Origin of the sequence: Neobacillus notoginsengisoli (assembly GCF_003515685.1) — a bacterium.
GTDB lineage: Bacteria > Bacillota > Bacilli > Bacillales > Cytobacillaceae > Bacillus_D > Bacillus_D notoginsengisoli.
On sequence record NZ_QWEG01000001.1, the window covers coordinates 172,430 to 196,549 of the forward strand.

The 24,120-nt window shown below is 44.3% G+C and carries 28 protein-coding genes; 9 read left to right on the top strand and 19 right to left on the bottom strand.

The annotated features are described in order from the left end of the window. Nucleotides 1–442 precede the first annotated feature (442 nt). Nucleotides 443–1,672: an MFS transporter gene (locus D1B31_RS00875; protein WP_118919202.1), complete on the top strand. Its 1,230-nt coding sequence runs from the start codon at nucleotides 443–445 to the stop codon at nucleotides 1,670–1,672. A 122-nt stretch (nucleotides 1,673–1,794) separates the two neighbouring features. On the opposite strand, the gene D1B31_RS00880 is transcribed toward D1B31_RS00875, so the two are convergent. Together D1B31_RS00880 and D1B31_RS00885 are read right to left on the bottom strand one after the other, a co-directional pair. Beyond that, nucleotides 1,795–2,196: a cytochrome-c oxidase gene (locus D1B31_RS00880; RefSeq protein WP_240035099.1), complete on the bottom strand. Its 402-nt coding sequence runs from the start codon at nucleotides 2,194–2,196 to the stop codon at nucleotides 1,795–1,797. A gap of 196 nt (nucleotides 2,197–2,392) precedes the next feature. After that, on the bottom strand, nucleotides 2,393–3,814 hold the full coding sequence (locus D1B31_RS00885; RefSeq protein ID WP_240035100.1) for a S8 family peptidase: 1,422 nt from the start codon (nucleotides 3,812–3,814) through the stop codon (nucleotides 2,393–2,395). A gap of 196 nt (nucleotides 3,815–4,010) precedes the next feature. Between D1B31_RS00885 and D1B31_RS00890 the strand changes: the two genes are divergently transcribed. Further along, a complete protein-coding gene (locus D1B31_RS00890) occupies nucleotides 4,011–4,553 on the top strand; it encodes a GNAT family N-acetyltransferase (protein WP_118918871.1) in 543 nt (180 codons plus the stop codon). Nucleotides 4,554–4,674: 121 nt separating this feature from the next. Continuing rightward, the gene (lepB, locus tag D1B31_RS00895; protein ID WP_275670682.1) at nucleotides 4,675–5,202 is read left to right on the top strand and encodes a signal peptidase I; all 528 of its coding nucleotides are present in this window, start codon (nucleotides 4,675–4,677) and stop codon (nucleotides 5,200–5,202) included. A gap of 138 nt (nucleotides 5,203–5,340) precedes the next feature. On the opposite strand, the gene D1B31_RS00900 is transcribed toward lepB, so the two are convergent. The 6 genes from D1B31_RS00900 to D1B31_RS00920 form a co-directional block, all read right to left on the bottom strand. After that, nucleotides 5,341–5,841, bottom strand: a complete 501-nt coding sequence (locus D1B31_RS00900; protein WP_118918872.1) for a DoxX family protein — start codon at nucleotides 5,839–5,841, stop codon at nucleotides 5,341–5,343. Nucleotides 5,842–5,982: 141 nt separating this feature from the next. Further along, a complete protein-coding gene (locus D1B31_RS23950; protein ID WP_204562967.1) occupies nucleotides 5,983–6,129 on the bottom strand; it encodes a hypothetical protein in 147 nt (48 codons plus the stop codon). 213 nt (nucleotides 6,130–6,342) lie between these two features. Further along, complete coding sequence (locus tag D1B31_RS00905) at nucleotides 6,343–7,218, bottom strand: sulfite exporter TauE/SafE family protein (RefSeq protein WP_118918873.1); 876 nt, start codon at nucleotides 7,216–7,218, stop codon at nucleotides 6,343–6,345. A 176-nt stretch (nucleotides 7,219–7,394) separates the two neighbouring features. Continuing rightward, nucleotides 7,395–7,895, bottom strand: coding sequence for a DoxX family protein (locus D1B31_RS00910; protein ID WP_118918874.1), 501 nt, complete (start codon nucleotides 7,893–7,895; stop codon nucleotides 7,395–7,397). 584 nt (nucleotides 7,896–8,479) lie between these two features. Beyond that, nucleotides 8,480–8,737, bottom strand: a complete 258-nt coding sequence (locus D1B31_RS00915; protein ID WP_118918875.1) for a hypothetical protein — start codon at nucleotides 8,735–8,737, stop codon at nucleotides 8,480–8,482. Between the two features lie 148 nt (nucleotides 8,738–8,885). Next, nucleotides 8,886–9,476 carry a DUF1259 domain-containing protein gene (locus D1B31_RS00920; protein WP_420846050.1) on the bottom strand — a complete coding sequence of 197 codons (591 nt, stop codon included), beginning with the start codon at nucleotides 9,474–9,476 and terminating at the stop codon, nucleotides 8,886–8,888. A 158-nt stretch (nucleotides 9,477–9,634) separates the two neighbouring features. Here D1B31_RS00920 and D1B31_RS00925 point away from each other — a divergent pair, with 158 nt between their 5' ends. Both D1B31_RS00925 and D1B31_RS00930 read left to right on the top strand, forming a co-directional pair. Beyond that, the gene (locus tag D1B31_RS00925) at nucleotides 9,635–10,174 is read left to right on the top strand and encodes a shikimate kinase (protein WP_240035101.1); all 540 of its coding nucleotides are present in this window, start codon (nucleotides 9,635–9,637) and stop codon (nucleotides 10,172–10,174) included. A gap of 37 nt (nucleotides 10,175–10,211) precedes the next feature. Next, on the top strand, nucleotides 10,212–10,700 hold the full coding sequence (locus tag D1B31_RS00930; protein ID WP_118918876.1) for a GNAT family N-acetyltransferase: 489 nt from the start codon (nucleotides 10,212–10,214) through the stop codon (nucleotides 10,698–10,700). Between the two features lie 60 nt (nucleotides 10,701–10,760). On the opposite strand, the gene yfkAB is transcribed toward D1B31_RS00930, so the two are convergent. After that, complete coding sequence (yfkAB, locus tag D1B31_RS00935; protein WP_118918877.1) at nucleotides 10,761–11,879, bottom strand: radical SAM/CxCxxxxC motif protein YfkAB; 1,119 nt, start codon at nucleotides 11,877–11,879, stop codon at nucleotides 10,761–10,763. 89 nt (nucleotides 11,880–11,968) lie between these two features. Between yfkAB and D1B31_RS00940 the strand changes: the two genes are divergently transcribed. Further along, on the top strand, nucleotides 11,969–12,439 hold the full coding sequence (locus tag D1B31_RS00940; RefSeq protein WP_118918878.1) for a hypothetical protein: 471 nt from the start codon (nucleotides 11,969–11,971) through the stop codon (nucleotides 12,437–12,439). 272 nt (nucleotides 12,440–12,711) lie between these two features. Here the strand turns inward: D1B31_RS00940 and D1B31_RS25105 are convergent, their stop codons facing one another. Genes D1B31_RS25105 through D1B31_RS00950 form a run of 3 tightly spaced genes read right to left on the bottom strand, consistent with a single transcriptional unit; the run spans nucleotide 12,712 to nucleotide 13,852 of the window. After that, entirely contained in the window at nucleotides 12,712–13,089 is a 378-nt protein-coding gene (locus tag D1B31_RS25105) for a DUF3267 domain-containing protein (RefSeq protein ID WP_338036440.1), read from the bottom strand. Further along, nucleotides 13,049–13,360, bottom strand: a complete 312-nt coding sequence (locus tag D1B31_RS25110; RefSeq protein WP_338036441.1) for a hypothetical protein — start codon at nucleotides 13,358–13,360, stop codon at nucleotides 13,049–13,051. The genes D1B31_RS25105 and D1B31_RS25110 overlap by 41 nt, the downstream gene beginning before the upstream one ends. Before the next feature lie 33 nt (nucleotides 13,361–13,393). Then, nucleotides 13,394–13,852 (bottom strand): acyl-CoA thioesterase, encoded by a 459-nt coding sequence (locus D1B31_RS00950; RefSeq protein ID WP_118918879.1) that lies wholly within the window; start codon nucleotides 13,850–13,852, stop codon nucleotides 13,394–13,396. Nucleotides 13,853–14,166: 314 nt separating this feature from the next. On the opposite strand from D1B31_RS00950, the gene D1B31_RS00955 reads away from it, so the two are divergent. Further along, nucleotides 14,167–14,772 carry an NUDIX hydrolase gene (locus tag D1B31_RS00955; protein ID WP_118918880.1) on the top strand — a complete coding sequence of 202 codons (606 nt, stop codon included), beginning with the start codon at nucleotides 14,167–14,169 and terminating at the stop codon, nucleotides 14,770–14,772. Between the two features lie 26 nt (nucleotides 14,773–14,798). Here D1B31_RS00955 and D1B31_RS00960 read toward each other — a convergent pair whose 3' ends face one another. From D1B31_RS00960 to D1B31_RS00980, 6 genes are all read right to left on the bottom strand, one after another. Next, complete coding sequence (locus tag D1B31_RS00960; protein ID WP_118918881.1) at nucleotides 14,799–15,176, bottom strand: hypothetical protein; 378 nt, start codon at nucleotides 15,174–15,176, stop codon at nucleotides 14,799–14,801. A gap of 100 nt (nucleotides 15,177–15,276) precedes the next feature. Next, nucleotides 15,277–15,462: a DUF4083 family protein gene (locus D1B31_RS00965; protein WP_118918882.1), complete on the bottom strand. Its 186-nt coding sequence runs from the start codon at nucleotides 15,460–15,462 to the stop codon at nucleotides 15,277–15,279. A 543-nt stretch (nucleotides 15,463–16,005) separates the two neighbouring features. After that, nucleotides 16,006–17,838, bottom strand: a complete 1,833-nt coding sequence (locus D1B31_RS00970) for a S41 family peptidase (RefSeq protein ID WP_118918883.1) — start codon at nucleotides 17,836–17,838, stop codon at nucleotides 16,006–16,008. A 44-nt stretch (nucleotides 17,839–17,882) separates the two neighbouring features. Further along, complete coding sequence (locus tag D1B31_RS00975; protein WP_118918884.1) at nucleotides 17,883–19,700, bottom strand: S41 family peptidase; 1,818 nt, start codon at nucleotides 19,698–19,700, stop codon at nucleotides 17,883–17,885. Nucleotides 19,701–19,969: 269 nt separating this feature from the next. Then, nucleotides 19,970–20,131 (bottom strand): hypothetical protein, encoded by a 162-nt coding sequence (locus tag D1B31_RS23955; protein WP_158587388.1) that lies wholly within the window; start codon nucleotides 20,129–20,131, stop codon nucleotides 19,970–19,972. Between the two features lie 821 nt (nucleotides 20,132–20,952). Next, on the bottom strand, nucleotides 20,953–21,771 hold the full coding sequence (locus D1B31_RS00980) for a cobalamin-binding protein (RefSeq protein WP_118918885.1): 819 nt from the start codon (nucleotides 21,769–21,771) through the stop codon (nucleotides 20,953–20,955). Between the two features lie 88 nt (nucleotides 21,772–21,859). Here D1B31_RS00980 and D1B31_RS00985 point away from each other — a divergent pair, with 88 nt between their 5' ends. After that, nucleotides 21,860–22,087, top strand: a complete 228-nt coding sequence (locus tag D1B31_RS00985; RefSeq protein WP_118918886.1) for a hypothetical protein — start codon at nucleotides 21,860–21,862, stop codon at nucleotides 22,085–22,087. 88 nt (nucleotides 22,088–22,175) lie between these two features. Here D1B31_RS00985 and D1B31_RS00990 read toward each other — a convergent pair whose 3' ends face one another. Further along, nucleotides 22,176–22,940: an alpha/beta hydrolase gene (locus D1B31_RS00990; RefSeq protein ID WP_118918887.1), complete on the bottom strand. Its 765-nt coding sequence runs from the start codon at nucleotides 22,938–22,940 to the stop codon at nucleotides 22,176–22,178. Nucleotides 22,941–23,128: 188 nt separating this feature from the next. Between D1B31_RS00990 and D1B31_RS00995 the strand changes: the two genes are divergently transcribed. After that, on the top strand, nucleotides 23,129–23,986 hold the full coding sequence (locus tag D1B31_RS00995) for an AraC family transcriptional regulator (protein WP_118918888.1): 858 nt from the start codon (nucleotides 23,129–23,131) through the stop codon (nucleotides 23,984–23,986). Nucleotides 23,987–24,120 lie beyond the last annotated feature (134 nt).

The window sequence follows — 24,120 nt, forward strand, 5'->3', positions numbered from 1 at the left end:
TGCCTTTAAAGCACACTTTATCTACTAATTTTTAAGAAAGCTGCTGCGGCGGCTTTTTTTGTTGGCTGGTTTTGGGAATTTGCAGCTAAGATCTATTTTAATGAAAGGCAAGCAGGATTTTTAGCATCTTCCGGGTGTTTTGGGAAATAAATCCGAATCGAATGCCATTTATCCATTAAATTTTGAATTTTATCCACGAATTTTTGAATATATGCATAAATTTTCCCGATATATCAATAATTTTTTTCATATATCCGAGTCTGTCACTTTTTCGCCACACTTCCCGCCGGTAAAACCACATACTGGAAAAGAAACCAATCCTTCCAAACGCACATTCGATTGGGAAATATTTAGTAAAAAGCCCAACCGCTATCTGAATATTCTTTTTAATAAAACGCAAAAAGTGTTACTATGGAATAAATGGAAGGAAAAGGGTGAGGGGATGAGTTCATGGAAAAACCCGATTCTGTTATTGTCGGGGATTGGCATTTCTTATTTGGGCAGCTGGATTTATTTAATTGCCCTGAATATTGCCGTCCTTGATTTAACCGGATCGGCGGCAGCAGTCGCTGGCCTGTACATTATCAGGCCAATCGCGGTGTTAATCACAAACACCTGGTCAGGCAGTGTCATTGACCGGGCCAACAAACGGAAGCTGATGATCGCAACAGATGTCATTAGAGGACTACTAGTCATCATCATTCCATTTACGGATTCACTTTGGCTCATTTACTTAATCATGCTGTTTATTAACGTGGCTGGCGCATTTTTTGGGCCAAGCTCAACGGTTTATATTGCAAAATTAGTTCCGGAGGAAAACCGCCAACGGTTCAATTCAGTAATGAGCATGACAGCTTCGGGAGCATTTTTGCTCGGTCCCGCGATTGCAGGAGCGCTGATCATGTTTGCCGGAACCGACATTTGTATCATCATTAATGCCATTTCATTTATCGTGTGCGCATTCTTTATTTACCTGCTGCCGGATGTGGATGAGGCGAAACAAGATGCGAAAGAGCCAATTCGGCTTGCAACACTTATTGAGGATTGGAAGGCAGTCCGGCATTTTATAACCGGTGCAAAATTTTTCATCTTCGTTTATTTACTCTACCAGGGGGCAACGTTGATTGGGTATGCCCTAGACCCCCAGGAAGTGACATTTATTAAAAAACACCTTGGCTTATCCACACAAGATTATGGCTTGATTGTCAGTATTACCGGGATAGGCGCGCTAGCCGGGTCATCCGTTGCCGCATTGGGAGCGAAGAAAATCCCGCTGAAATACTATCTCGGAGGCGGGATGCTGCTGCAGTCGATTGGCTATATCGCCTTTTACTCATCCGTTGATTTTTTTACCGCAACGGCCGCGTTCGTCTTTTTGGGCTTTTTCATGGCCTTCGCAACCGCAGGATATGCTACATTCTTTCAAAATAAAGTCCCGATTGACCTAATGGGCAGATTTGCAAGCGTTGCCGAAATGGCTCAGGGAGTTATCCAAATCAGCCTGACACTGGTCGTCGGCTTCCTGGCAGAATGGTTCACCGTCCAATTCGTCTGCATCGCCTTTTCCGTCGTCGGCGTTGCCTTCGCAATCATCCTGTTTGCAACCATCGTCATGCCATCAAAAGCTGCCTACTTCAAAGAAAAAACCCAAACCCAAAGCGCAGCCAGCTAAAAGAAACACCCAAACCACACCAAAAAAAGGCGGTCCCCCTCCGCCTTTTTTTTTGATGCAGGGGACGGTTCTGCTGCTTCATTCGGGTCCCGAATGAAGCGCTAGAACCGTCCCCTGCCTCATTAGCCTCTGCCAAGGTATTTGTTGATGTCTTCGGCTTTGACGTTTTTGAAGATGTTGATGACGAAGAGGAGGACGGATAGGACGAGGATGTTCGGGAAAATTTGGAGCAGGATCATGAGGGAGTCGTTTCCGAGCAGCAAGTAAACTAAGCCTAGCATGAATAATGGCAATGAAATGTTATAAAGCCAGAAATGAAGTTTCGCGAGTAGCGTCTCACCTGCCTTCGGGAAAAGCACATACACTAGGCCAGACAATGCCAACGAAACCCAGCCGACAAGGTTAATATGGGCATGCGCGCCCATGAGGCGGTGATCGCCGGCAATTTCCATGCCAACTCCCATTCCGACCCCAAGCAAGAAATAAAGCGAAGCAATTTTAAGAAAAAGGGTTCCCAGTTTCACAAAAAGCACCTCCTTTTTCATAGTGGTGAACCATTACCAATATACGTTGGAAACACACGCATTATGAATTTTCCAACATAATAAAGCTGCTAACATCATATGGTCTGAATGCATAAACGTGTTGCCTATTTTTGCAAAAAAGAAAAAGCCCGCCAAGAAGGCGGACTAGCAAACTCAGCAAGCGATCATACTGTTGTTATCGATTGAAAAGATCATACAGCCTGCCCGCCGCACCCGGCCGGCGGGGCGGATTCTTCATGTCACGCGCCATTTGCAGCGCGCGGTTTACGTCGATAATGCCGTTCCCGTATTGCGCATCTCTGCCTCTGATTCCACTGTCTGCGGCTGAACGCTTGATAATCTTCGCGACCTGCCTGTTTGACAGCTTGGGGTTCTCTGAGCGGATCAATCCGGCAAGGCCGGCAACATGGGGAGAGGCCATCGAAGTCCCGGACAAAGCGGCATACTGCTTCTTGAAGTACGTACTCGGAATATACACACCCGGAGCGGCCACATCCACATAAGTGCCGTAATTGGAAAACTCGGCGAGTGCACCTTCATGGTCAATCGCTGAAACGGCCAGGACCTGTGGGTAGGAGGCCGGATAGGTTCGCTGCCGGGAATGGTCATTGCCAGCGGCCGCAACTAGGACAACATCCCGGCTGTACGCATAATCGATCGCTTCCTTCAGCGCCCGGGAAGGCTGATAGTTGCCAAGGCTCAGGTTGATCACCTTGGCGCCATTGTCAGTCGCCCAGTAAATCCCTTTGGCAATGTCAAACGTTGTCCCATACCCTTTTTTGCCCATCGCTTTGACAGGCATAATTTTGTTATACCATGTAATCCCGGCAACCCCGCGGCCGTTATTCGTCTCCGAGGCAATGATGCCGGCGACATGTGTGCCATGCCCGTTATCGTCATTAGGATCATTATTATCTTTAAGGACATTATATCCCCGCACAATCCGGTTCTTTAAATCGGGATGGTCAAGGTCGACCCCTGTATCAACAAGGGCAATCGTAATATTCTTGGAGCCCCTCGAAATCGCCCATCCATTCTCCGTACCAATCGCTGGCAGATTCCATTGGTACTGCTCACGATAAAACACATCATTCGGGATTGGCAGGGCATTTTGCATCAGGATAAAATGCGGTTCTGCGAACTCCACATCGTTTCTTTTTGAAAATAAATCCACCAATTGCTGCGCATCCATCGTACGGGACTTGAAAATATAAGTGGAGTTGAAATGCTTTAAAAGCTTCCCGTTGATATCACGGTTGATCCTCGAAAGCTCCTCACTAGAAGGATGCCCGGCGAAATCCACAACCACTTCATCTTTTACAAAATGGCTCGCATCCCGTTCATTATGATAAATCATCTCGATATTCGGACTTTTCTCTAGCAAGATTTTCACTTGATCCCGATTCCACACATTATCATAACCCGTAATCCGCAGCCTGTGGCCATCCCGCTTGTGTAACATCTCCAGCCCTTCCGCCATCTCAACCCGCGCAAGCCGCTCCCGATTTATCTCCCCATCATCAAGAAACAACACCCCGCCTGCTAGCAGAGCAACCGCAACAATCCCCCCCGCAACCAAAAACCTCCTAAACGCCACACAATCACCCCACAAAAACACTCTATACCCATAGAATCTAACCCAACCGCCAAAAATAACGGCGGGAATTGATGGAAGCACGGGGACGGTTCTACTGCTTCATTCGATTCCCGAAAGAAGCAATAGAACCGTCCTGCTGCCTCATTGCCTATTGGGACAGAAAGATAGTAAAATGGGGATGAAGGGGGAAGTATCTGTGTTTCCACGATTAGAGACTGACAGGTTGCTGTTAAGAGAAATAACAATGGATGATGCGCCATGCATTTTCGCATGTTTTTCGAATGAAGAAGTGACAAGGTATTATGGATTTGAAACGATGCATACGATAGATCAGGCTGAAAAGCTGATTAAATTTTTTTCGGAAAAATACGAAGACAAGGCGGGAATCCGTTGGGGGATTGAACGGAAAAGCGAAAGCGGCCTCATTGGGACGATTGGGTTCAATTCCTGGAGCATCAAACATAAAGGAGCGGAAATTGGCTATGAAGTCCATCCAGATTACTGGCGGAAAGGCTACATCTCAGAAGCGCTCCGGGCAGTATTCGCCTACGGATTTGAGGCCATGGATTTAAACCGCATTGGCGCAGTCGTTTTTCCTGAAAATGAGGCATCTAATAAACTCTTGCTAAAAGCCGGCTTTCAAAAAGAAGGGCTTTTGAGAGAATACATTTATCAAAACGGCACGCCCCATGATGCCTATGTGTACTCATTGTTAAAAGGGTCTTATCAGGAAGACTAACTCTAGAGTTTACCAGCATTGAACAATTTTCCCGAACTCAGAGAAAAAAAAGGAAGCTGCTGCTCCAATGTAGAATAGAATTTAAACAAGTTAAATTCCGTAAAGGAAGCGGGTGTTTATTTTGGCAAAAGCAAAGAAAGAGCTGCTTAGCTGGGGGAAATCATTTTTTTTCGCATTGATTATTGCATTGGCAGTCAGGACTTTTTTATTCTCCCCATACATTGTCGAAGGCTCGTCGATGGAACCGACCCTTCACAATCAAGAGAAAATTTTCGTCAATAAAATGGGTGACTTCAAAAGAGGCGACATCGTTGTCATCAAAGGCCCGGTAGAAAATTATGTAAAAAGAGTTATCGCGCTTCCCGGCGATACGATTGAAATGAAAAACGATCAACTATTGATCAATGGGAAAAAAATAAAGGAACCGTATCTAACCGGAAACCTAACGTTGGCAAAACAATTCGGGAGCAAGTTAACAGGGGATTTCGGCTCCTTTATAGTGCCAAAGGGCGACCTCTTCGTCATGGGAGATAATCGGCTTCACAGCACGGACACCCGTAACGGCCTCGGGTTTATTAAGAAAAGCAGCATAGTCGGAAAAAGCGAATTCGTCTTCTTCCCTTTTTCAGATATTCGGACAATTAAGTAGCGATTGGCAAAAGGGCCAAAGAATCGAGGTTTTCGTTTTATTTGATGGGCTCATCTCCCATCTAAGAAAAACAAAACGGACCCCCGCACATTGCGGAGGGTCCTTTTTTCATTGGAGCTAAGCGCTAAAACCGAGCTTTTATTCTTGTGTCTGCGGTGCTTTTTTGAATACAGTCTTGTTGATGAAAGGAAGCAAATAGTGGTCAAGCCCGTATTTTCCAGCGTTCGCGCCAGCGACTAGGATGATGAAGCCCATCAAGATGTCAGTTGGGTTGTGGCTGACAGTTCCCGCAAGCATGAAGCTGAAGTTCATCACAAGTCCGAAGAACATAGCCGCAGAAGTCAGGCAGCCGAGGATCAGGCCAAGACCGACCAGGAATTCACCCCAAGGAATTAGGACGTTGAACAATTCGACGTTTGGCAGAGCGAAAGAGTTCAGGAAGTTCACGTACCAGCCATAGACAATTCCGTCTGGACCGCTGACAGGGTTGGCGGCTGCGCCTTTCAAAAATCCTGCTGCATCGAAGCCTCCAGTAATTTTGCCATAACCTGCTGTCAGCCAAGCATAACCGAGATAGATCCGTAGGACGGCGAGAAGAGCGGCAGCGACTTTGTTTTCCCTTAAGAATGAATTAATCATGAATAATTCCCCTTTTCGTTTTAAAATTTAATTATGTTGTTTACATTGTTATCATAATCCGATTTTCACCATCCGGGTAGGGGATTTCCGGCTTATTCAAAAAATAGACAAAGCTTCTTGACGAACGTGTGACAAAGGTCACTAATGGGTGGGAATCTGCGGCGGAACCCGCTTGTGGAGAGGGAACATTGGCTCGATTATGTAGTGGAAGTAGGATATTTTTAGCTCCGGCCGAATGACCGCCGGATTTGGCCGAATGACCATTGATTCAGGACGAATAACCCCCATATCTGGACGAATGAACCCATGATCCGGAAGAATCACTTCTGAATCATAAGCGAGTTTTCAATTGGCTGGCATTTCGTTCACAAATGTTTAAATTGGGTGCAGGAAAAAAAGTTGTGAATTCGACCAAAAAGGCCAACCCGCTATCATGGGCCAGCCTGCATGCAAAGATGAATAAAATTTAACTTGTCTGGAGGCAATTTAGCAAAAATGAACTTAACTGGCTGTAACCGTCACCTTCTTCAGCTTGTAGATTACCGCGGCCACTGCAGCAGCCCACAGTACAGCTAGGACAGAATAAGTAAACAACGCCATTGTCGGTGAAACCTTGAGAACGGTAAGCAAGGTCCTGATATTAGTTAAAATGATGATGCCGCCGACGAGGGTTCCAAGCAGATTGGTTGGAATAATTTTCACGAGCCACGCGGCAATCGGAGCGGCGATGATGCCGCCGATCATTAACGCAAGCACCCACTGGATGTTAATATGCGCCCAGCCCAATGTCAGCATGAAACCGAGTGTGGAAGAGACGGCGATGGCGAATTCACTCGTATCAACAGAACCAATCACTTTTCGCGGCTCCATCCGATTGCTTGTGAGCAGGACAGGGGTTGCAATCGGCCCCCAGCCGCCACCCCCAGTCGCATCGAAAAATCCAGCGATAAAACCAAGCGGAACGAAAAACTTTTTACCCGGCTTCTTTATAGGCCCCTTTTTAGAAGCGTTTCCCTTAAAAAGGAACCGGTACATAACAAAGACACCGAGCGATAAAAGGAACACTGAAATATAGGGCCTCACAAGATGGCCTGGAATGCTGCCGAGGAAGCAGGCACCCAAAAAAGCACCAATGGATCCCGGAATGATTAATCGGTAAACAACCTGCTTATCAACATTCCCAAATCGTATATGAGAGATTCCTGACGCAGCTGTTGTCACGACCTCTGCCATGTGTACGGAGGCAGAGGCTACAGCCGGCGCAATCCCGAACATTAACAACAGAGATGTAGAAGTAACGCCATAAGCCATCCCGAGCGAGCCATCCACAAGCTGCGCGGCCAATCCAATTAACGCAAGAACAATGAGCCTCCTCAAACCGATCTCTCCTTTACAAGCATTACCCGGAAAGACTGAAGTAATAGGGCGCTTCACATAGCCTTCTAATCTAATCCGGTTTTTAACTTAAAGTATGAACGGACAAAACGGAGGGTTCATTGCTTAGGAAAAATAAAAAAAAGCCCTTCCGATTGGAAGAGCCTTGTTTGATTCGATTACTGCTGGAATTGCTTTTCTTTTTTGAACAAAGTCTTGTTGATGAAAGGAATCACATAGCGGTCCAGGCCGTATTTACCAGCGTTCGCGCCAGCTACCAGAATAATGAAGCCCATCAAGACATCTGTTGGGTTATGGCTCACAGTTCCCGCAAGCATGAAGCTGAAGTTCATGATCATGCCGAAGAACATTGCTGCTGTTGTCAGGCAGCCGAGGATCAAGCCAAGGCCGACCAGGAATTCACCCCAAGGAATCAATACATTGAACAACTCGACGTTCGGGATGGCGAAAGCATTCAGGAACTCAACATACCAGCCGTAAACAATTCCGTCTGGACCGCTGACAGGGTTAGCGGCAGCGCCTTTCAAAAATCCAGCTGCATCGAAGCCTCCAGTAATTTTGTGGTAGCCGGCAGTCAGCCATGCATAACCGAGATAGAAACGAAGAATCGTGAGAAGGACGGCGGCAACATCGTTTTTCCTTAAGAAAGAGTTAAACATGAAACATTCCCCTTTTCGTTATTAATTTAAATATAATGATTACAGTGTTATCATAATTCGTTTTCCACCATCGGGGGAGAGGGTTTCCAGTTTATTCAATAAGTAGACAAAACTTCTTGGCGGAAGTGTGACAAAGGTCACAATAGCGGGGCGAGTGTTGGAAAAAAGGAACAAAAAAAGCCGCAATCCTCGTAGGATTGCGGCCTGACGTTATTTTTGCAAATGAAAAAAGCCTGTACCCCCTGGTATAGGCTTTCTCCATTCCCATTTAAGGGAATATGAGGAGTAGACTTGCCCTATTCAGCAGTCATACTCTGCCCAATTTAGCAGCCACTGCTAAATATACCATTGGCGAACCGGAACTCTTCGCCCGGCGACTCACTTTCATCGCCCGAGAAAGCAAATCTTTCTCCAAAGTAGGTGTCCACACCGACAACTCGATAACCGATCCACATTAACACTTGTTAATGTACTGTTACCATTAACCTTCACATTCCCGGTTATCCTTGCCTTGCGACGCTACATTACCTTCTTACCCGCCTAAAACTCTTTTTAAACCTTTTTTGCAAAAAAAAGTTTCGACATTATTCAGCCAGCTTTTTTTTCAAAAACAGACCCACCGAAATGGCCAGTACCACACCTATAAAGGTGAAAAGGTAAAGTACGGGCAACCCCGCATAACCAAAGGCAACTTCATTTTGCAGATAAGTGACCGATTCCCACTTTCCGGCCAAGTCAGGTTTATAGTTTAGAGTCTGCACGTAGCCAGTCAGAAACATGGTGGCAAAATAGATGATATGTAGGCCAGCAGAAAAAATAATGGCGATAATGAAATTTTTCACCCTATAACCCCCAACTTCACACTCTACTAGTATCATATATGATATCATACTAAATATAGAAAATTTAGACAAATTGTGATTGGCACCAATCTTAAAGCGATAATAATAAAGCACCCTCCCATCCGGAAAGGTGCCTGATGACTGATTTTTAAAATAATCCTACTTCTAATGCCGCTTCCCAGCTCTTTCTAGCAAAATCGAATGGGTTTCCTACGTTTTCCCAGTGCATGTACATCAGTCGAGGCTGATCGAAGAGCCAGTGGTTGTGGACTGCTGTGACAATAATGCCCCGCTTTCGAAGAGCTGTTAAGAACGGGTTAATTTCTTCCTGAAGAATAACGGTTTCGCCAAGATTCAATGTTCTGCCGTTTTGGTTGTTTTCAAAGGACAGGGCAAATGGCAGCGTAAGTGCGGATCGGGTCCGCCGGCCAAGAATGGTCGCGTTAATATTCCGATTTCGCTGGACCACACAGGCAGGAGTTGAGGTAACAACCACACCGCCGATGATGTTCGCGAGTCTTTGACATGTGGACATGGTTCCGCCGACATTTCCTCCATGGTGTTTGGGGGAAGGACGGTGGTGTTGACCAGGTTTTCCATGATTGTTGTCGTAATTGTCGCCGAAATCTGCTTCATTTCCCATTCCATATTCATTGCCAAAGTCGCTATAAGAATTGTTTCGTCCAAATGGCTCATTGAACCGCTGCTTACCATACTGATTAGATTCTCTTCTTTCCAAAGTGTTCACTCCTTTCTTCCTATCTACTAAACAGCGTATTCTTAAAGAGTGAACCTGTATGGACAACTTCATTAGGACAAAGACCTTTTTTGCAAAAAAGTTAAAAGGTTTTTCCCACCTTACCAAACATACCCCATTCATAGGAGAGATGATGTAAGTTGCAAAATAGTAAACAAACTAAAATCCGCATCATTGGCTCGGTTGGAAGCGGAAAAACAACATTGGCTCGCCAGTTATCGGATAAGATGAAAATTCCATTTTACGAGCTCGACAACGTTGTTCGGGAAAGGCATCCCTTAGGTGACAGGAGAAGAACGGAGATTGAAGTGGAAAAGTTCCTTGAAGCGATCCTTCTATCAGATACCTGGATCATTGAAGGGGTGCATAATGAAGAGTGGACATCGGAAACCTTCCTCCAGGCAGACATGATTATTTTTCTAGATCCGGCATATTCAACTCGGACTTATCGAATCATAAGGCGATTTATTTTGCAAAAACTTGGCTTTGAAAAAGCGAATTATACAGTGACAAATGAAATGCTTTTCAAAATGTTCAAGTGGAACAGGCATTTCGAACAGGTTGGCAAACCAAACTTTTTCAATACATACGCGGACGGACAGAAGCTAAGGTTGATTAGAAAAAAGAAGGACTTATCCAATTTGTTAAGTGAACTAAGTGTGAGATGGAATAACACATGAAGTCCCAATTAAAGAAGTAAAGCAGGGGCTGTTGAATATGAAATTTATAATTCGAAAAATGAAACCTGAAGACACAAAGCAAGTCCAGCAGGTGGCAAAAACGAGCTGGAATGCAACTTACGAAGGAATCATCCCACAAAACATCCAGGAACGTTTTTTGAAATCCGCTTATAATGATGAAATGATGGAGAGGCGTTTGGAGCATTCGCTTATGCTGGTAGCTGAGGAGGATGGCAAAATCGTTGGTTTTGCAAACTTCTCAAAAGTCCGTGAAGGCGGGAAGGTTGAACTCGCAGCCATTTACCTGTATCCGGAGTTCCAAGGAAAAGGGATTGGGACAGCATTGTTGAATGAGGGGATCGCCAGGCTGGAAGGCATCGAAGAACTTTACATCAATGTAGAAAGAGATAACGTGATTGGCAAAACCTTTTATGAAGCAAAAGGGTTCGAGACGGTTGAGGAGTTTGATGATGATTTTGACGGCCATATTCTAAAGACAATCAGGATGGTTTTGAAAGTCCGGTAGACATGGATTTTGCCAGGAAAAAAGACCGCCTTCCAATCATGGGAAGACGGCCTGCATAATCTATTTGCTAATCAGGCTTTTCAGTTTTCTAAAGTCTCTATCCTGGTAATAGCTGTTTTTCACTAAAATATTCGGGCCTAGGCAGGAAACTGCCGGGCAGTGGCAGCTTAATTCTTTTGCTAATTCGGAAGCCTGCCATTTTTCATATGCCTCCGGAAGGCTTGTCGTTTGGACATTGCCAAGTGGCGGCGTGTCACCGAAATCCGTCACAATAATATCGCCGTTAAAAATATTTACATTCAGGCGTGAGCGGCCGTCAGGATCATTCCGGACGGTGACATTCTTGCTGGCATAAAGCCGTTTTAAGAGCTCTTGATCCGCGGGGATAGTGCTGCATGCATAGAAAGGTAGCGTCCCAAACAGCAACCATACGTTTTCATCACGGTCATCAAGCAAATGGTGAATTGCCTGGCGAATTTCATCAAGCGCCAGTACTTCAAGGTTACTGGCGAAATCGCTCGGATACATAGGATGGATTTCATGCCGTTGGCAAAGCATTTCATTGACGATTTGCTTATGAATCTTTTCGAGATACGGCAAGGTCCGCTTATTCAGCATCGTTTCAGCCGATACCATCACACCGGCCTTCACGAGCTCCCTGCTGTTTTCAATCATTCTTTCAAAATATTTCTCTCGCTGTTTGTAGTCGGGCTTTCTTTCCATCCGCGCAAACCCGCCCTCAACGAAATCATCCGTTGTTCCCCAGTTGTGGGAGATATGCAGGACATCCAAATAAGGGATGATTAGTTCATAACGGGACAAATCCAGCGTTAAATTGGAATTGAGCTGTGTTCGGACTCCCCGTTCATGGGCATATTTCAAAATAGGCACAACGTAATTTTTGACAGAAGAGAGCGAAAGCATCGGTTCTCCACCGGTTATACTTAAAGTGCGGAGTTTCGGAATTTCATCCAGTCTACCCAGGAGAAGCTCAATCGGAAGTGCTTGCGGATCTTTCGTTTGAAGGGTATAGCCAACCGCGCAGTGCTCACATCGCATATTGCAGAGGTTTGTTGTCGTAAACTCGATGTTTGTCAGTTCCGGCTTCCCATATTGTTCAACGTCCATATAAGCTTCCCAAGGATCAAATTGCGGGGTCATTTTCATTTTTGTTAACATGTCAAACTCCTTAACTCTTTTTGCAAAACTACTATAGTATATCATGAAGTTAATGAGTATATGTCAATGATAAATAGGGGGGCGATTCAATGGTTCCGCGTAAAATCATTACCGCTTCTCTTTCCGGAAGCTTGTACCCAGTCCTTTTAGGTCTGATTGTCCCAGATATTTTTGGCGAGGGTATTGATTCTTTATCAGACTATTTTGTTTCCGCAATCAGCATCGTTCCAATTTATATGATGTACAGTTTTCCGGCTATTTTAGTCTATGGGGTCTTAACCTCCATTCTGAGCGATAAGGCGGGGGGATTCATCGCTGCGAGAACGGGGGAGAAGAAAGCGGAATTCATTGTATCAGCGGCACTGCACAGCGTCTTCGGTTTGGTTTTGCTTTGGTTCAGTCTCGGCGCAGCCGTCTTATTTTTCATAACGGATCGAATATTAAAGAGGTTTGATAAATCCTATGGATGGCATCATGCTTTCAAAAGTCTCGCCATACCAGTTTTAACCTGGCTGTTATTCATGGGATTTGTATGGGTGTGGGATTTGTATTTTAAATAGTAATGGAGGAATGAGTTTAGGCATGTTGTTGCATAATGATTACATAATAAGAGCGATTATGGAATAGCGATTATGGAATGGGTTATTCCCCTCGCTACAACTCATTCCATTATCTAGTCTATATGGGAACGAGTTGATGTCTTTTGCAAAAATTCGTTCCATTAACCTATTGATTATGGAATGAGATTGTGTCTTTCATTGGAACACGTTCCATTATCCAGCAAATAATGGAATGGTTTAGCGTTTTTTCTAAAACCCATTCCATTATAAAATCACATAGGCTTGGATAAGGAGCTTACCTTTTTTGCCATTTGATCAGATCTCCAATAACTATTCGGTCCGTTGCTTACGAGGATCGCTTTTTTCGGGACTTGTAGACTGACAAGGATATAGTTTAATAAATCTACCGATGAAGCGAGCGAGTTTAGTAAAATGAGCATTTTTAATGGAGGCGCCAGCAGTTCGAAAACCCCTAAAAGCAGTGGCAAAATAACGGAAAGAATGATGAACGGGGCAAGCGTAATGGCGAGAAATCTGGACTTTGGAATTTTTTCTTCCGTTGCCACAAACCCGCCGAAAACGGTTAATCCAATCCATGTCGTTTCTGATTTAAGGAAATTTGGGATGAAAAAACAAATGAAGCAATTCATGGGAGACTACGAGCAAAACTAACAATAAAATGACACCAAAATCAATGGTAATCATAACTGAATCAGATGCTATGCCAAACTCCGCTAAGGTAAATGGCGATAAGAAATGCATCAATCCAAAAGAAAAGAGGCCGGCAACAATCATCAAAGGAGTTGAGAAAAGGATGGCGCTTACGATGTTTTTTGGTACCTTCAAAGGAATCCATCCATCCTGTATGAGATCATCATGCATCTCTTTATTAAATGTCGGCAATCGGTTTTGTATTTTCATCCCCATCGTCTCCCTTGGCTATTTTTTTGACGTCTACGCCTGCCTCTGTGCGCGTCTTTCTTGCGCCTGCTTATACAGTTCTTGTTCTTCAGCTGTCTCCGGAATGACGCCCGGGACTGCAGTTGGTATATTGTTGCTGTCAATGGCGACCATTGTCAGGAACGAATCGGTTGTCAGTCTGCGTTCACCAGTCTCAATATGTTCGCATTCCACTTTCACATACACTTCCATCGATGTCCTGCCTGTGGAAATAACAAACCCTTCAATCGTCAAAATATCCCCAAGTTTAACGGAAGAACGGAAATTGACCTTGTCGATTGACGCGGTCACAACCGCGGTTTTGCTGTGCTTCATCGCCGCGATGGCGGCAATTTCATCAATGAGCGCCAATATTTTACCGCCGAAAATTGTCCCCATATGATTCGTGTCCGGAGGAAGGACAAGCTTCGTCTGAATTGTTCGTGATACATTTGTAGATAGCTTTTGTTCCATAATCAATTCCCACTTTCATCTAGATGCTCTTAACTTTTGCAAAAGAAACGTAAAAATCCATCTTGATAATAAATTTAACAAGTTCAAAATAGTAAAATCTTTATAGTAAATGTAAACCATTATTAACTATCTGCCAACCTTATCCCTTTTAGAACCGCGAATTTCTAACAATTATTGAGGACAATCCAGGGATGGGTGCTGGATGATTATGGTATAATTTATATACAGGATTTAGGTAAAGAACCGATAAGTTGTGAAACTTTCTTGTTTCAAAATAAAGCCGAAAAGAGCTAACTAGCGGAGGAAGGGTACATATGACAACTGAGATGATCCGGATTTTTGACGACAACATGGTTTGCATCGGGCAAAAGCCAAGGGAAGAAGTACATAAGGCAGGGGACTGGCACGAAACCTTCCATTGCTGGTTCACCATCGGGGAGAATCTTCTTTTGCAAAAAAGGTCCCCGGATAAAAAGGACTATCCCGGCCTGTTCGATATCACTTCGGCCGGCCATTTAACGGTAGATGAAACAATTGAAGACGGAATCAGGGAAGTGGAAGAAGAACTCGGAGTCAAAGTGGAATTTAAAGACTTGGTTTCACTTGGAGTCTTGAAGGAAGAAATCATTTTTGACGAAATGCGTGACCGGGAATTCTGCCATGTGTTTTTGTATGAATGCAAAACGATGCCGGAGTTTATTTTGCAAAAAGAAGAAGTTGAAAGCATGCATACAGTGAGGCTTGAGGATGCGATTAAACTGTTTGACGGAGTTGTTCGGGAAGTGGAAGTAACGCTGGTTGGCGGCCGGGAAGAAAAGCAAATCATAGGCTTGGACAGCTTTGTTGGACATGGTTCGTATTATTTTAAGGTTTTAAAACGGATTGAAGAAATTATGGCTAACAGGGAGTGCGCGCAATAACCATTCACGCCTCCTGTTAGTTTGTATCATCCTTCAACGATTGCAAGGTATTTCAAAAGCTTGCCTTCGTGTTCAACAAGCAAAATATCTCCTTGTTCTTTGGCGGAATAAATCTTTGCGCCGACAGGAAGTTTATTAGCCATTCCATCTTTAAAATTTGTCGTGCGTGAATTGGTTGTTTTAATTTCACCGACTTGCATATCTTTTGTTAAAGTTAGCTCTTCTACCCAATCAATATTGGTTTGATAGATCACGCCATCATACTGAAAAATATCCGCATCGGGATCGAGTCTCAGGACTTCTTCTGCATCAATCCGATCGATGGTTACTTCTGTCGTTTTGTCGGCAGCATAGCAGCCGGTAATGAAAATAAGGATTGAGGCAATGAAGATTAGTTTTTTCACGCAAAGACCCCCTTTATCATTAGACGGGTGAGGTGGTCAGTTTATAACACTATTGTTTGTCGAGTTTTAATATATGAAAAAAGGCCTTTAATAGTAGGCCCTATGGCTGTTTTGCCTGCTGTTCAAGCAACTCTATAATCCTATCGAGTTTCCGGTCGGTTTCCTGCATCAAATGTTTAGTTGTGCTTGAATTAATCAAAAGCCTCCTGATAAATAAGGCGAATGATAAAACGAATAATAGGATTAAAAACAAAAAGAATATAACAAAGAGTACATTGGCAAACATGAAAGGACCTCCGTAAATTAAAGTTTTTTAATAGTGGCAAGCTAGATTGATTTGGACCCTTGTGGCTTCAAAAGTAGCTTAAGAGTCCGAATCCGTGTGTGATTCGGACTCTCAGGGCTTAAAAAGTAGTTTCCGAGTCCGAATCCGTGTGTGATTCGGACACTCAAGGCTTAAAAAGTAGTTTCGGAGTCCGAATTCGTGTGTGATTCGGACACTCAGGACCCGAAAAGTAGTTTCGGAGTCCGAATCCGTGTGTGATTCGGACACTCAGGACCCGAAAAGTAGTTTCGGAGTCCGAATTCGGTGGTGATTCGGACTCTCAGGGCTTAAAAAGTAGTTTCAGAGTCCGAATTTGGTGGTGATTCGGACTCTAAGAGCTTCAAAAGTAGTTTCGGAGTCCGAATTCGTGTGTGATTCGGACTCTATGACCTCTAAAAGCTGGTTCAGAGTCCGAAACTGGCTTTGATTCGAATACAAGAAGCCCAGCCAGCAACAAGATCGATAAAACGGCGGCAACTCCCATAGTCGAAAATCCACACACTCTTAATCTGCGTCGATAACTTCAAGTGCCTTCTGCAAAAACTCATCCTTCCCTTTTCTGACTCCCTCTAGCGTCCGGGTAACCTTGACATCTGGATGACCTCCACTAGATAACATTGAAACCCTGGCCGCATTCAAAGTATCTGAGGCAGTCATGGTCCCACGCAAGCTTTCGGTAATCTGGTAAATTTGATAATCTCCAAACGCCCCAGCTGTGGGCTGGCCAACAATCGTTCCAAGCTGATGGTCCTTTATATAACTAAGATACTGTTCCGGGCGGCCGATCGTTTCCGGACTGGCCAGAAAAATGGCTTTTCCCTTGAGGGCAGGCTGGACGGGAAGGATGTCCTCACGCTTTTCGGCAAAAGTGACATTTTTCCGATGAGGATAAATCACCTGCATAATCCTGTTCCAAGGTCCATCTACTCGTTGCTCCGTCAGATGGCCGATAATTTCCTCGAAAAAAGCATCATCATAGGCTGCGCTGCGCATATCAAAAATGATTGCTTTTGCCTTAACGAGATCTTCTAATTTGTTTTCAAAAGGTTCGCGCGCATCCGAGGAAAGAGTGAGATAATAAACGCCGTCGCCAAGTTCATCAAAGGTCGTACGCCTAGTCATTCCAGCAAACATCCCATAATCATGGCTTACTAACTGAACGGTTTTGTACTCACCATTCCGGCGATAAGTAACCTCCGCCTGGTCAAGGTCAAGGATGGCATCCAATGCCCGCCACTTTTTGAAATGAGGGGGACCTGGGATTGTTTCAGAGAGAGAATGGATAAATTTACTGGCATCCACTCCGTTAATAACCTGCAGAACATCACCCCGCTTGAGATCCGCGGAAAGGGAAGTCTCGGTTACCACGACCTTATCCTCAACGATTTCAAGGCTTAAAGGCATCCGCCTGGAATCCTTGGAAAAATTCAAAAAAGAATAGGTAGCCTGAACATCACCAGTCTTTTCCATGAGCGAGGAGAGGACATTTAGATACTCGTTTATGCCTTTTGTGTCCGAGACCGCTTTAAGTGAAATGGCCAGCTGGCGGTCAAGATGCAGCGCATTCTCCTCGACAGGTGGATAAAAAGGCACAAGCAATTCAGAAACAGGGTAAAAGTGTTCGAGCATATTCCACGCCGAAATCACCCCGGCATATCGAAAATTCTCGTTTTCACTCGTTAAGCCGGGATTCAGTTTTTCTAATTCCGCTTTAAGCTTCTCAAAGCTTTTCCAGCTTTCCTTCGTCGTGCCTAGGGTTTTGCCGTTTTCTGTATAAAGGGTTAGCGGAAGGGAGAAGTGCAGCGACTTCCCGAGTTTTCCTGAATATTTTTCTTCCACCTTGGGATAATTTGCGAACAGGAATCCTTCCTCAAACCCATAGGCCCCATTAGCAATAGCAGCTTTCACGCGTTTGCTTTTATACAGCGTTCCGTTCATTCCGGGTGGCCCGTGATGCTGCCAGGCTATTACTGTATCCGTCTTTTTGAACCCATGCTTGGGAGGCTTTTCACCATCACGATACAAGGAAAGGGAAGGGGCGATTGGCAAAAAAAGCTCTTCCAACACAGCCTGTAATTCCTTATCAGTTGCTGCCTCCTTGCCGGCTCCATAAATGCCGAACCTGTTCCAATCAAGGCTGGCTGCTTCATCGCTTGGATGGAAATAACGGACATATCCATACAGCCGCCCGAATGCTTCGACATTGGCAATCTTTCGTTCAATGTCAGCTTTCTTAACCTTGACATCGGCTTTCTTTTCAGGCATAAAGTTTAAACCCAACCCTACAAACCCAATAACCACAATAAGGCCAATTATGCGTCGTTTCTTTATGTCCATTACGTCCCCCTTGGCAAAAAAAATACTAACGTTGATCGTCTCGATTAACTGCCTCGGATAACTTCCAATGCCTTTTCAACATACTCGTCAACCCCGTCCCGTACTCCATCCAATGTCCTGTTAACTTGTATATCCGGCTGGACCCCGACAGAGTAATTCGAGACTCCTTCCCGGGTAAAGGTTTCCGTTCCTGTCATGATCCCATGCATATTCAGTGTAATGGGGTAGGATTGATACGTTCCGTGAGCACCCGCGGTCGGCTGGCCAACGATCGTGCCAAGTCCATTGTCTTTCACGTAATTCAAGAAATGTTCCGGACGGCCGAGGGTTCCGGAATAGGATAAAAAGACTAGCTTCCCTTTAAATGTTTCCTCCGCCAGTAGTGGTTCTGGCATAAAAAAATCCTTGAAGTCTGCATCTTTGCGATACGGATAAATCACCTGCATGACCAACTCCAGGGGCTTTTTGGCAGGTTTGTTTGTGATTAGCTCCTGCAATTTCGCATAGACCATGTCATCCAGTCCCGCGCCGCGCATATCGAAAATAATCCCTTTTGCATGAAGCAGTGCTTCTTTATTCATCTCTAAAGCCGGGATTGCATTCATGGTAGGATTGAGATAATAAACGCCGTCACCAAGCATCTTGAAATTGTCGATCCGGTTGAATTCGTCAATGTAATTCAGGTCTCTTTCTGTAAACTCGGCTTCACGCTTATGCCCGTCCCGTGAATAGACAATGTTCGTTTTCTCATCATCCATCACGGAATCGATCGCCCTCCATAATTTGAATTGCCGCGAACCCGGAATCGTGTTCGCAATGGACTCAATATAGGCTTTAGCTTCGACACCGTTGAGCGTCTCAATGATATCTCCTGTTTTAAAATCGGTATATGGAGGGGCAACGGTGAAAACTAGTTGATCCTCAACAATGTCAGCCATGAACGGAAGGCGTCGAAAATCCTTTGTTATGTCCAGAAAAGATAAAGAAGCGAGCCCATCATTTGTTACGAGCATGAGGGAAGATAGGGTTTCGACATACTCTTCCCGGGTTTGATCATCAGCTGCATTCTTAAGGGAAATCGCCAACTGATTATTTACATCTTCGTATGCCATATTCGTGAAAGCAGGATGGAAATGAGCGAGGACATTCCATGTGGCAATAACACCGGCATGCCGGTAATCTTCATTTGCCGTTGTTAAATTAGCTTCCGAATTTATAAGTTCTTCCATCAGTTTTTCGAAGGCTTCCCAGCTTTTTTCGGTCGTCCCAAGCGTTTTCCCGTTTTCCATAGACAGAATAAGCGGGACAGATACCTTTATAGACTTCCCTAGTGAACCTTCATATTTCTCCCCAGGCTTTGGGAAGGCGGGAAAGAGCATTTCTTCATTGTAAGCAGCCTCCCCGTTTGCAATGGTAGTTTTCATTCTCTTGCTTTGAAAGTTTCTGGTCCCGTTTCCGGGCGGTCCATAATGCTGCCAGGCAATGACTTCGTCCGTCGATTTTATTTTTGCCTGCTTTTGGGGCTTTTCGCCCTTTAGGGACAACGAGAGGGTAGGGGCGATTGGCAAAAACAGCTCCTCGAGAGCAGCCTTCAGTTCCTGCTCATTCGCCGCATCTTTCACCTTCGCAACTCCATACACCCCAAACCTGTTCCAATCAAGTCCGGCTGCTTCGTCACTCGGGTGGAAGTAGCGGACCAATCCGTATAGCCTGCCAAACGCTTCAATATTGGCAATTCTTCGGTCCTTGCTTTGCTTTTTCACTTTAACATCAGCCTGTTGGTCCGGCATGAAATTCAGGCCAACGATCACTAAGCCAATCACCACTATAAAACCAATCATGCGCATGTTCTTTATGTCCATTCAGGTTCCCCCTGGCAAAACGGTTCTTTTGTTCCATTATAAACCAAGTGGCAATCAAGAAAATATTTATTCGGAATTTTTTATAAATTGTTTCATTCATTAAGTGGTTGGGATGTATGTTCTGAATTAAAGAAGGAGGAATTACTTACAAAGGAATGCGAGTCATACTAATAAGTAACATAGAAGATTTACGAGCAGAAAAATAAAGTGCCCCCTGGAATGACAGGGGACACATGATTAGCCGTACGTAATAGTTGTGCTTAAACAAATTAGAACCAGAAGAGACGGGAGCCTATAGCAGCGCCTGTAAAACCGCCTAAAAATCCGCCTGCAAAACCACCAACAAAGGCGCCTCTTGCTCCAAAACGCGGACCATAGGGACCAAACCGGTGAAAGCGCGGGCCAAATCGAGGGCCATAACCATAACCCATACTTTTCATCCTCCTTTAGGGAAAGTAGCATCACCATTCTTATCTATTAAGAGAAAAGTGAACTTGCTGTTATAGTATGGGAACATCCAATTGCCTGTACATTACAAACGTGGAGATTAGTTCTTTTTTTATGAAAAACAACCAATGGTAGAGGTTGAAGATTTTAACAAACGGTCTGGCTGTTTAATGTCCAAGTCACGCAAAGTACGGATGAGTGACAACAAACAGTGAAAACCCGTATTGGTTGTCACGCAAAGGTTGGATGGGTGACAACAAACAGTGAAAACCCGTATTGGTTGTCACGCAAAGGTTGGATGGGTGACAACAATCAGTGAAAAACCGGTTTGGTTGTCACGCAAAGATTGGTTGAGTGACAACAATCAAGAAACAACCTGCCCGGTTGTCACACAAAGGTTGGATGGGTGACAACAATCAGTGAAAAACCGGTTTGGTTGTTACGCAAAGATTGGTTGAGTGACAACAATCAGTGAAAAATCGGTTTGGTTGTCACGCAAAGTACGGATGAGTGACAACAAACAGTGAAAACCCGTATTGGTTGTCACGCAAAGGTTGGATGAGTGACAACAAACAGTGAAAACCCGGTTTGGTTGTCACGCTAATGCTGGATGAGTGACAACAAACAGTGAAAAATCGGTTTGGTTGTCACGCAAAGTACGGATGAGTGACAACAATTAGTAGAAACCCAATCTGGTAGTCACTCAAATCCCGGATGAGTGACAACAACTAGTGAAAAGTCGGTTTGGTTGTCACGCAAAGCACAGTGAGAAACAACAATCGGAATCTACGGTTTTGCAAAATGTTCAGGCATCCATTAACAAATCATCATCTTCACTAACCTCCTGATAAATTTCCGGATGCAGGATGTGGGCAATCTGCGCCAATCCATTCAACAGCAGCGGGGAAGGCCTGCAAAATAGCGGCTCATCAAGGATATGAAGCTGATTGTTCTGAATAGCCTTCATCTCCTTCCAGCCTGGACGCTTGAGGAAGACCTTCGGGTTCACTTTCTTTTTATGTACGCCTACCCAGACAACACAAATCACGTCTGGATCTCGGCCTTTTACATCTTCCCAGTCTGTCTGTACGCTTGCTTCCGGCCTATCTGCAAAAATGTTCCGCCCGCCTGCAAGGATGCTCAGCTCTGTTAGCCAATTTGCGGCACCCGGGGTGAAGACCGGTTTGGCCCACCATTCCCAGTAAAGGGTTTTTGGTTCTTCTACCTGCTGGCTTAAAGAGTGATATTTTGCAAGAATCCGGTTGAACTTTTCGTATTGGAGTCTCGCTGTTTCTTGCGTATTCGTGACTTTTCCGACAAATAAAAGGCAGTCCCCGACTTCCTTTAATGTTGTTGGGTTCGGGACAACGCAAAAGGGGATGTTGCGTTTCTCTAATTCCTGGATATTCCTTTCCATCCCAGGTACGGAAAGGGATGCTAATACTAAATCAGGCTTTAAGGCTTCCACTTTGTCCATAACTATATTTAAATCCGGCCCAAGCCGTGGCAATCCTTTGACTTCCTTCGGCCAATCAGAGAAATCATCGACAGCAATCAGTGATGAAGTCAGTCCTAAATAAGCCGCCAATTCGGTGTTGCTCGGACAAATGGAAATAAGCTTCAATGGTAAAACCTCCTGGGAAATCAGTTCTGTTACTATGATTATAGTGAATTCTATTTTTGAAAGCGATGATTCGTATAGGGGGAGTAAAGTGGACTTTCATTGGATCGGATTTTTCTTTTGGCTATTCGTAGCGGCTTCTTTTTTGGCATTGATTGTAGGTCTAATAAAGTTGTCTTCGAGGTTACTTGTGCTTAGCGGACTTCTCATGATTCTGCCATTTCTTTATTTTCTTGGAGCGGAGAATTGGATGAGATGGCTTGTTCTTTTTCCTCTACTTCCGTTTGCCCTCGCTATTTTTGCAAAAAAGAAGGATTAGACTCTTGGTTGGAGAAAAAAACATGAAGCAGGAATCCATAAAAGGTGTTCCTGCCTCCATTTGCTAAATTGAAACTGATTGGCGCCACTTAAGAGGTCAAGAACTCTATAAATCCAGGCACCCGTTTTTTGAAATCTTTATACTGATGCTTGCCATCCTCAATCGTTTCAAAAGTTGTGCTGGCCACTTTATCTTTTATAATGTCATAAACTTGTTGACTTGACTTGAGATACAAGTCACTAACATTGATGTTCTCTTCTTTTTCCCTCGTGCCGCAATCGATATAGAACCGTTCCAGTTTGGATAAATCGCTTATTTTCACCAAATTCTCAATCTCTTCCTGGTTCCGGTAGAAGGCGGGGGCAATGGCGGCAACTCTTTTAAAAACCGTAGGATAAGAACACGCAGCATAAGTAGAAATCAGTCCGCCTAATGAAATACCGGCTATGTAGGACTCCGATGATTCCGTACGGTACTTCGAATCAACCAGAGGCTTTAGTTCATTGACAATAAAGTCAACATACTCCTTGCCCAACCCGCCGGTTGTCGCTTTAAAGCCAAGAAGATTTTCGCTGAAGTCCCCATGCTTCCACGGGCAAAACTCATTTGTTCGTTCTTCATTCGAGGGGTTTCGATCAATCGCAACGACGATCAATTCCACGTTGTTTTGATTCAAATACTGATGTAGGTCCAAGGACACTCCGTCAAACGCCTCCCGATTATCGAAAACGTTTTGCCCATCGTGCATATACAAAACAGGGTATTTCTTCGTTGCTTTACTGTAATTAACAGGGAGATAAACCCGGATTTTTCGTTCCTGTTCAAATAATCGAACGGAGAAAGTTTCAATCATCTCTCAATTAACACCTACCTTAGATAACAGTTAACCTCTTTTTGCAAAAATAAAACCTTTACCCTTATTTGCCATTCATTTATTTATATCATTTAAAATAAAAGTTAGAATCTGTCATTATTGAGCATAAAAGAACAGGTTTGGTAAATTCATCGCTGTTAGACTGAAAGTGGAAGGAGGTGCTTGAAATGGAAGGGCTTCAAAGGATGCTGGACAGCATCGAGTATATGGAAAGCAACTTAGACCAAGAATTGAACATTGAAGCTATAGCTTCAGCAGCCTGTATGTCTAAATTTCACTTTCAAAGGATGTTCAGCATGCTGACAGGATATACCGTCAGTGAATACATCCGAAATCGCCGCATTACAGTCGCTGCACAGGAATTAGTTAACTCTAGAGCCAAGGTGATTGATGTGGCAATGAAGTATGGATATGAAAGCCCGGAAGCTTTTGCAAAAGCATTTCGGAAAATTCATGGAATCAGTCCATCCGATGCGAAGAAAAGCAGTCAATCCTTGAAAGCCTATCCAAGGCTTTCCTTTCAAATTCAGTTAAAGGGTGATGTGGAAATGGATTACAAGATTTTAGAAAAAGAGGCATTCACAATAGTAGGGAAAAGCATTCGTACATCGACAATAGGAGGGGAGAACAACCGAAAGATTGCCGCTTTCTGGGTTGAGTCAAATCGTAATGGGTTTTCCAGGGAGCTGGCAAAACACTGTGGTCCGCTTGGATTAATTGGTGTGTGCATGGACTTTGATAAGCAGCAGGAAAATCTCACCTATTTAATCGGCGCGGAAAAAAACATTGAGCGTGTTCCAAGTGATTGGGAGGAAAGAGTGATTCCGGCTGCGACTTGGGCGGTTTTTCCGGTACATGGCGCCATGCCTGATGCGATGCCGAGGGTGTGGAACAGAATCTTTTCGGAATGGTTTCCCGGAACAGGCTACGAGCACGCCGGGGGGCCGGAAATGGAAGTCTACACAAGTGATGCTGACCCTTCATCAGAGGATTATTATAGTGAGATTTGGATACCGGTAAAATAACGATTAAGAGATCAACAGTATCTTGCGAGCAAAAAAGTTCGCTATTAAACAAAAGCATTGAAACCCAGATGAATAAGATTCCATTTAAGTATTGAGATAATCAATATTATTCTTTTCACGGCTTACAATGCGTA